The organism is Pseudomonas sp. P5_B2 (assembly GCF_056400445.1).
Genome location: NZ_JBFULH010000614.1, coordinates 1 through 2366, shown reverse-complemented (window position 1 = coordinate 2366; position 2366 = coordinate 1). Strand labels below are relative to the sequence as shown.

At 56.8% G+C, this 2366-nt stretch carries 2 protein-coding genes; both read right to left on the bottom strand.

Annotation, left to right across the window (positions count from 1 at the left end):
• Positions 1 to 143: 143 nt before the first annotated feature.
• Positions 144 to 1844: a long-chain-fatty-acid--CoA ligase FadD1 gene (gene fadD1 / locus AC1DRJ_RS24710; RefSeq protein WP_477804470.1), complete on the bottom strand. Its 1701-nt coding sequence runs from the start codon at positions 1842 to 1844 to the stop codon at positions 144 to 146.
• 385 nt (positions 1845 to 2229) lie between these two features.
• Positions 2230 to 2366, bottom strand: a 137-nt coding sequence (locus AC1DRJ_RS24705) for an AMP-binding enzyme (RefSeq protein WP_477804471.1), incomplete at its 5' end; no start/stop codon positions are given.

Here is a 2366-nt window from a genome sequence, read left to right as displayed (position 1 = left end):
GGCTTGCCCCCGTTGGGGTGCGAAGCAGCCCTGAAACCAAGCGACGGCTTCGCCGTCGAAACGGGGGCAAGCCCCCTCGCCACAAAGGCACTTCAGATTTTGCTAAAAACAAAAAGCCCCGCATCCGCGGGGCTTTTTGTTTGTTACGCGCCGACCTTTTTCGCGGCGATTTTCTTCAGTTCTTCGTCACGCAGTTCGCGGCGCAGAATCTTGCCGACGTTGGTGGTCGGCAGCGCATCGCGGAACTCGACGGCACGTGGCACCTTGTAGCCAGTGACGTTTGCACGCATGTGCTCCATCACTTTTTCTTTGGTCAGTGTCACGCCGGGTTTGGCAACGATGAAGATCTTGATTGCCTCGCCCGACTTCTCGTCCGGCACGCCAATGGCCGCGCATTGCAGCACGCCCGGCAGGGTCGCGAGCACGTCTTCGAGTTCGTTCGGGTACACGTTGAAACCGGAGACCAGGATCATGTCTTTCTTGCGATCGACAATGCGCAAGTAGCCATCCGGCTGGATCAACGCGATGTCACCGGTCTTCAACCAGCCTTCGCTGTCGAGCATTTCATCGGTGGCGTCCTGGCGCTGCCAGTAGCCCTTCATGACCTGCGGGCCTTTCACGCACAGCTCGCCGATTTCACCCAGAGGCTGCTCCACGCCGGCATCGTCAATGATTTTGCAGCGCGTCGATGGAACCGGGATACCGATGGTGCCGATCTGGATGTGCTGGATCGGGTTAACGGTGGCCACCGGACTGGTTTCGGTCATGCCGTAACCTTCGCAGATGGCGCAACCAGTGACCGCTTTCCAGCGTTCGGCGGCGGCCAGTTGCAAGGCCATGCCACCGGACAAGGTGACTTTCAGCGCCGAGAAGTCCAGCTTGCGGAAGCCTTCGTTGTTGCACAGCGCCACAAACAAGGTGTTGAGGCCCACGAAACCGCTGAACTTCCACTTCGACAATTCCTTGACCATCGCCGGCAGGTCGCGCGGGTTGCTGATCAGGATGTTGTGGTTGCCGATCAGCATCATCGCCATGCAATGAAAGGTGAACGCATAGATGTGGTACAGCGGCAGCGGCGTAATCAGGATCTCGCAGCCTTCATTGAGGTTGGAGCCCATCAGCGCCTTGCATTGCAGCATGTTCGCCACGAGGTTGCGGTGGGTCAGCATCGCCCCTTTCGCCACGCCGGTGGTACCGCCGGTGTATTGCAGCACGGCGACATCGCTGCTGGCCGGGCTGGCTTCAGCGACTGGCTGGCCATGGCCCTTGCTCAGCACATCGTTGAATTTGACGGCTTTGGGCAAGTGATACGCCGGGACCATCTTCTTCACGTACTTGATGACGCTGTTGATCATCAGACGCTTGAGCGGCGGTAACAAGTCGGCCACTTCAGTGATAATCACGTGTTTGACGCCGGTTTTCGGCACAACGGTTTCGGCCAGATGAGCCATGTTGGCCAGGCAGACAAGCGCTTTGGCACCGGAGTCGTTGAACTGGTGTTCCATTTCCCGCGCGGTGTACAGCGGGTTGGTGTTGACCACGATCAGACCGGCGCGAATGGCACCGAAGACGGCAACCGGGTACTGCAGCAGGTTGGGCAATTGCACGGCGATTCGATCGCCTGGCTGCAAGTCGGTATGCTGTTGCAGGTAAGCGGCAAATGCACCGGACAACTCGTACAGTTCACCGTAGGTGATTGTCTTGCCCAGGTTGCTGAATGCCGGCTTGTTGGCGAAGCGTTGGCAGGATTGCTTCAACACTGCCTGAATATTCGGGTACTCGTCTGGGTTGATCTCGGCAGAAATCCCAGCTGGGTACTTATCCTTCCAAAAGTCTTCAATCATGGAAGCCCACTCCTCAGCAACGCGAATTCAGTACCGCATTTGATGCGATTATTATTGGTGTGTGTTTTTTGGTGAGTCTGGCTGTTTACTAGGCCGAGAGGTCACAAAGCGCGCCGAGAGTAGCAGCTTTGCCAAGGGTCGACTAGAGCCAAAAGCGGCCTCTACGGTCACAAATATGACTCAAGAATAGCCGGCAGTCATTTTAGAGCAAAAATTCTATAACACTGCGAAAGCCCCTGAGTCGGGGGCTTTCCAGATTCTTAAAAGCATCGCGGGCAAGCCTTGCTCCTACAGGTGTAATGTTGTCCACATGGAATGTGAACGAAACGGAACCTGTAGGAGCATGGCTTGCCCGCGATCCGCGCAAAGCGCGGCCATTCAACAATTACGCGATATCACGCAACTCCCGCCGCAGAATCTTCCCGACCGGCGTCATCGGCAACGACTCGCGCAACACGATGTGCTTGGGCACTTTATAGGCTGTGAAGTTTTCCTTGCAGTAGGCCTTCAGCTCTTCAAGGC

Coding starts and splice junctions, on each gene's coding strand:
- fadD1 (WP_477804470.1), bottom strand. CDS start 1,844: ATGATTGAAGACTTTTGGAAGGATAAGTACCCAGCTGGGATTTCTGCC.